We start from the raw sequence: 5727 nt of genomic DNA, 5'->3' as shown, positions 1-5727 counted from the left end.
CAACCGGCACCGGCTGGCCTTCGGCTTGCAATGTCCTGGCTTGAGTTGCTGCCGAGCGCGGACAACCCCCAGACCAGCATCACTATCCATGGTGTGCCCTACACGGCCACTCTGGGGCCATCAGGCAGGGAGAACGACATTTACCTTTTCCAGCAATAGGGTGGAGATGGATCGAGCAATAGATGCCAGTCGTTCTTACATTCTAACTTTGCGGTTACAATTGCTGTCAAAGCTGATTAGAGGGGCGACATTGTCAGCCAGTTACAAACGCGACGCTGGCTCTGATGATCAGCCCCGATCCGACCGGCTGGGCCGGGTTGAAAGGGCGGAGCGGGGGCGGGTGAGGGGCACCCATCGGCTTTAGCTTTAAGACGATGCGATCGACGCCTCACTCGGCAGCATCGCGCTTTGCCAGCGCAGCTTTACGGCGTTCGATGACGGCCGGATCGTTCGTAAAATCCTTCCGCCGTCCCGGACCGTGAGCCCGTCGCACATAGCCGTTCTTCTCGCTATTGCTCTTTACCACAGGCTTCGATTGCTGTAAGCATCCGGTGAAGGACGCAGGTCAGGCCGCTTGAGCATCCAGCGCCGTCGGCGTCCAGTTCCACGGAAGCAATTGTTCCAGTTTGCTCGTCGGCGTGTCAGCGATGTTGGCGAGGACATCAGCAAGCCAGGCTTGCGGATCGATGTCGTTGAGCTTTGCGCTCATGATCAGCGTCGCCATGAAGGCTGCGCGATCAGCACCACGATCCGATCCGGCGAAGAGCCATGACTTCCTTCCGAGAGCAATGCCCCGTTCATTCTGCCCATGTCGGCGATGAAGTCGAGGTTCACTATCGCTGGCATCCACATTTTGGCCAGAAGGTTTCCATTCGTCGCGTCGAAGAACGAGCGACAGGCCGGTTTTTGAAGGTTCTGGGGCCGACAGGTGTCGTCATCGCGATCTCAGGGTGGATGATCGATCCCGTGGTCTGCCGCGGCATGACCATGGGAACGCCACGCGTCGATCTTGCGACGCTAATCGAATTGAACAGGCTGGTCTCTGGCGGCAGCAAAGCGGCACCCTTCCGAAGTGGACGTAGAATCACTCAGGAGGACCATGATGAGATCCCGCAATACGCTGGTGCCGGCGTCGGGCCGGCAGCTCGACCTGATATTCAAAACTCGGATGCTCGACGGACTGAGCGACAAGGAACGCAAGAAGGCGATTTCAACGCTGGCTTGCCTGCTGATGCAGGCCGCAGGCCTCGTCGTCGAGGAGGTCAACGATGACCAGCACTGATTTGATTCCGACAGCGCTGCTCGCGCGCAAGGCCGTCGTTTATGTGCGGCAATCCACGCAGTCGCAGGTTATAACCAATCTGGAAAGCCAGCGACGGCAGTATGATCTTGTTGACATTGCGCGACACCACGGCTTCAGCGACGTCGAGGTGATCGACGACGACCTCGGGCGCTCTGCCAGCGGAACCGTCGCCCGTCCGGGCTTCGATCGTCTCGTCGCCCTACTGTGCGCCGGCAAAGTTGGTGCCGTTTTCTGCTTCGATGCTTCACGGCTTGCGCGCAACGGTCGGGACTGGCATCACCTGCTCGAACTGTGCGGCCTGGTCGAAGCCCGCGTCATTGACCATGACGGCGTCTACAATCCATGTCGACCCAACGATCGGCTGCTGCTGGGAATGAAGGGCAGTATCAGCGAGTTCGAACTGGGCGTGCTGAGAGCCCGGATGCTCGATGCCGCCAGGTCGAAGGCGCGCCGTGGCGAACTGCGACTTTCCGTTCCGTTCGGCTACATTTGGCATCGGGAGGCCGGGCTTGGGCTCGATCCTGATCTGCGTCTGCAAGAGGTAATTCGATCCATCTTCGCCCGCTTCCACGACCTTGGAAGCGCGCGTCAGGTGCTGCTGTCGATGACGAAAGATCAGATTCACTTCCCTCGGCCGTCGGATGAAGGGCGCATGACCAACTTCGTATGGATGCCAGTACGTTATCGCAATGTGATCGGCATCCTCAAAAACCCCTTCTACGCCGGCGTTTACGTCTATGGGAAGAGCGAGAAGCGGACTGCCATCGTCGATGGACGGGCTCGGCGCAGTTACGGGCACGGCAAGCCCGTCGGTAGCTGGGAGGTGATGATCCGGGACCATCACGAAGGTTACATTAGTTGGGGCGAATACGAGCGTAACCAACAGCAACTGGCCCTCAATAATTATGGCCGCTCGGGTGGGACTAAATCGGGCCGCGGCGGCAAAGCATTATTATCAGGTCTCCTGACCTGCGGACGGTGTGGACGGCGACTGAGTGTTGCCTATACGGGAAATCCACAAAATCCTGTCTATCGCTGCTATAAACAGAACCTGATGATGGGCTTGCCCCGTTGCATGACGTTCGGCGGCTCGAAGGTCGATGCGGCGGTTGCGCGCGAGTTGTTGCGCGCGGTAGAACCATTAGCGATCGAGGCGACTTTTGAAGCAGAGCGGATGCACCGGGAGCGACAGGAAGACCAGCGCCACATTCACGATCTGGAGCTACAACAGGCCCGCTACGAGGCTAGCCTCGCCGAGCGCCGCTATGCGGCATGCGATCCCGACAACCGCCTGATAGCTGCACAGCTTGAGAAGAATTGGGAAACGGCGCTACGCCGCGTCCGTGATCTGGAAGTGCGCAGGCCTACCGAAAGTCCTTCAACCATCGAAGTTGACCCAGGCACTTTCGCAAACCTCGCCGACAATCTGCAGGCGGCCTGGGAGTCGCCGGATGTCACCATGCGCGTGCGCCAGCAACTGCTACGTACATTGATCGCCGACATTGTTGTCGATGTCGATGATGAGGTGCGCGACGTGGTGCTGACCATCCATTGGAAAGGCGGTCAGCATTCGGAGCTCAAGGTTCGCAAGCCCCAGACGGGTGAACACGGGTGCGCCACAACGGAAGATGCTTTGGCAGTGATGCGGAGCATGGCAGGACGCTGGTCCGATGAACATATCGCCGCGTCGCTCAATCGAATGGGAATGCCCACGGGGCAAGGAAAAACCTGGACTGCACACCGGGTCGCTTCCGTAAGGCGGGTCCGGGCCATTCACGCGTACAAATCAGCCGATAAAGAGGGCGAATGGCTGACCATGACAGAGGCGGCGGCGGTTTTGGGCGTGACCAACCACCGAATACGCCACCTGATCAAGACGAACGTGTTGTCTGCCGAGCAGGTGGTTCCCGGCGCGCCGTATCAAATCCGGGCCAGCGACCTGACTTCGGCGACCGTCCAAGCCGCGATAGCCCGAAAGGGCCGCCCGTGTCGCATTGCTGACACCGAGACGCTTCCAATGTTTACAGATACTTAAAGAGGGAGTGCACAATGACTCAGGTCCGGCAAAGCCTCGCAGCGCCCGCTCGGCTGCATTGTTCGTCAGGCAAATTCTCCCATCTTCCAGGAATGACGTGAAGCCGTCCCAACGCTTCAGCATGTAATCGATAGCCTCGGCGACAGGAGAACTGCGCGACAGCTTTGCCCGCTCGGTCCGCATCCAGTCCTCGAGTTCTTTGACGAGTGAGAGGCTGTCGATGCGACGGCGCTGCAGGCGTTCGTCGGCGGCAAGCCCGTTGATCTCCCGCTCGATGTCGAACAGGGCATCGATCCGTTTGACAGCCTCCAGCGCCAGCGGCGAGATCGGCATGGCACGGCTGCCGCGTTTGGCATTCGTGGCAATGTCAGCGAGCACAAAGAACTTGCGGCGTGAGTGCGCCCAGCACAGTGCCTGCGTCAGCGGATCGGGATCGCGGTCAACCTTGAACAGGGGATTGTAGCCGCCATAAGCATCCGCTTGCAGAATGCCGGTGAAGGTCTTCAGGTGGCGCTCGGGATGCTCCTGCCGCCGGTCCCGCGACGCATAGTAAAGAGCTGCGGGTGGTGACTGCCCGCTGAACGGTCGGTCATCCCGGACATATGTCCAGATGCGCCCCGTATCGGTTTTGCCTTTCGCCAGGATCGGCACGGTGGTGTCGTCGCCATGCAGCCGCTCGGCGGCCAGAACATGCGCCTCGATCAACGAATGAATGGGCTTCAGCGCCGCCGCGCAAGCACCGACCTGGTCGGCCAGTGTCGATAAGCTGAGGTCGATCCCCTCTCGGCCATAGCGCTCGCTCTGGCGGTTCAGCGGTTGATGCTGGGCGAACTTCTCAAACAGGATCATCGCCAGCAGGTTCGGCCCGGCAAAACCGCGCGGCGTCACATGGAAAGGTGCGGGCGGCTGAGTGATCTTCTCGCATTCGCGGCAGGAGAACTTCTCCCGCACAGTCTGGATGACTTTCCACTGGCGCGGGATCACCTCCAGCGTCTCGGTGATGTCCTCGCCGAGCTTCGACAGCCTGGCGGAACCGCAGCAGCGGCAACTCGTCGGGGCGGCGATGACGACGCGCTCGCGCGGCAGGTGTTCGGGAAACGGCTTCCGTGATGGACGCTTTCGCTCGAACGCCCGGACTGTAGAAGCCTTGGCAGCAATCTCCGCCGCCAGTTCGTCTTCACCAGCGTCGGCTTCGAGTTCCTCGAGTTGCAGCTCCATCTGCTCGAGAAGTCGCGCCTTGCGCTCGGACCGGCTGCCGTAAAGTTCACGGCGAACCTTCTCGATCTCCAGCTTCAACCGCGCGATCAGCGCTTCTGAATGTGACACGAGCGCCTTGGCACTGGCGGCTTCCGCCTCGGCTTTCATACGCCAGGCACGCTCTTGCGCCAGCAGTGCAAGCGCACTGGCAAGATCGTCAGGAAGCTGTTCGGCCGCATCGTTCATGGTAGGATGGAATCATATTCGACCCAGCCATTCCAGTGCTTTTGCTCATCCTGCCGACGTCGGTCGCCAGGTTTTTTGCGGCATCCGCCAGTCTATACCTTCCAGCAGATAACCGAGCTGCGCCGGTGTGATCACCACCGATCCATCTGCCGCCGACGGCCAGACGAAGCGTCCGCGTTCAAGCTTCTTCGTAAACAGGCAGGCTCCCTGGCCGTCATGCCAGATGACCTTGATCAGGCCACCACCGCGACCGCGGAACACGAACAGGTGTCCGCACATCGGATCGCGCTTCAGCGTCTCCTGCACCATCAGCGATAGACCGGGGAAGCCTTTGCGCATGTCCGTATGGCCTGTCGCCAGCCAGACCTTCACACCACTCGGAACCGGGATCATCTCCGTTCCAGCACGACATCGAGAATGCGGCCCAGCGCCTCGGTATCGATGTCGCTGTCCACGCGAATACGACGGCCCCGACCCAGCTCAATCGTCACATCGCTACGCTTCCGGCGGGACTGCGATGGGGCAGGCGGCCCCGAGGGAATGGGCGTGGCTGGAGGCGCGGCCTCGGACAGGATCACCGGCACCAACGTGCTCGCCATTTCCGTCTTCGGCTCCTCGATTTGGCAAAGCTCCTTGCGCCAACGGAAAAGCTGGCTGACATGGATACCGGCCGCACGGGCAATCTCGGAAAGCACCGCATCTGGCTCAAAGCAGGCCGCAACAAGCCGCTCTTTGTCTTCCCGAGACCAGCGCCGTCGGCGCTCGACAGACGTGATCACTTCAATCGGATGCTTCGTCATAGGACTACTCCTAGTGTTTGGTAAGCGGCAAGCTGAGACCGTTCAGCGCGCGTAATTCCACGGCATGAGTGCATCGAGATCGCTGCTCGACCAGCCGTTGGCGATCCGCTCAAGTGTTTGGGTGAGCCAAGCCTGCGGGTCCACGT

5 protein-coding genes and 3 pseudogenes are annotated in these 5727 nt (G+C 60.3%); 2 read left to right on the top strand and 6 right to left on the bottom strand.

The window, feature by feature from the left end:
* Positions 1-388: 388 nt before the first annotated feature.
* Positions 389-541 (bottom strand): annotated as a pseudogene (locus tag EFR00_RS32575) (ISNCY family transposase); the annotation flags it as partial.
* Positions 542-565: 24 nt separating this feature from the next.
* A pseudogene (locus EFR00_RS32570) lies at positions 566-796 on the bottom strand (transposase domain-containing protein); the annotation flags it as partial.
* A 306-nt stretch (positions 797-1102) separates the two neighbouring features.
* Here EFR00_RS32570 and EFR00_RS32560 point away from each other — a divergent pair.
* Both EFR00_RS32560 and EFR00_RS34130 read left to right on the top strand, forming a co-directional pair.
* Positions 1103-1282, top strand: a complete 180-nt coding sequence (locus EFR00_RS32560) for a hypothetical protein (protein ID WP_077994911.1) — start codon at positions 1103-1105, stop codon at positions 1280-1282.
* A pseudogene (locus EFR00_RS34130) lies at positions 1269-2366 on the top strand (recombinase family protein); the annotation flags it as partial. The gene EFR00_RS32560 and the pseudogene EFR00_RS34130, both read left to right, overlap by 14 nt.
* Positions 2367-3089: 723 nt before the next feature.
* Here EFR00_RS34130 and tnpC read toward each other — a convergent pair.
* From tnpC to EFR00_RS32535, 4 genes are all read right to left on the bottom strand, one after another.
* Positions 3090-4781: an IS66 family transposase gene (gene tnpC, locus EFR00_RS32550; RefSeq protein WP_309506894.1), complete on the bottom strand. Its 1692-nt coding sequence runs from the start codon at positions 4779-4781 to the stop codon at positions 3090-3092.
* Positions 4782-4826: 45 nt separating this feature from the next.
* The gene (gene tnpB, locus EFR00_RS32545) at positions 4827-5174 is read right to left on the bottom strand and encodes an IS66 family insertion sequence element accessory protein TnpB (protein ID WP_008536947.1); all 348 of its coding nucleotides are present in this window, start codon (positions 5172-5174) and stop codon (positions 4827-4829) included.
* A complete protein-coding gene (tnpA, locus tag EFR00_RS32540) occupies positions 5171-5581 on the bottom strand; it encodes an IS66-like element accessory protein TnpA (protein ID WP_077994909.1) in 411 nt (136 codons plus the stop codon). The genes tnpB and tnpA overlap by 4 nt, the downstream gene beginning before the upstream one ends.
* Before the next feature lie 42 nt (positions 5582-5623).
* Positions 5624-5727, bottom strand: a 104-nt coding sequence (locus EFR00_RS32535; protein ID WP_148102832.1) for a transposase domain-containing protein, incomplete at its 5' end; no start/stop codon positions are given.

This window comes from Rhizobium sophoriradicis, assembly GCF_003939025.1.
GTDB classification, from domain to species: Bacteria; Pseudomonadota; Alphaproteobacteria; order Rhizobiales; family Rhizobiaceae; genus Rhizobium; species Rhizobium sophoriradicis.
This window is presented reverse-complemented; position numbering and strand designations above follow the sequence as displayed.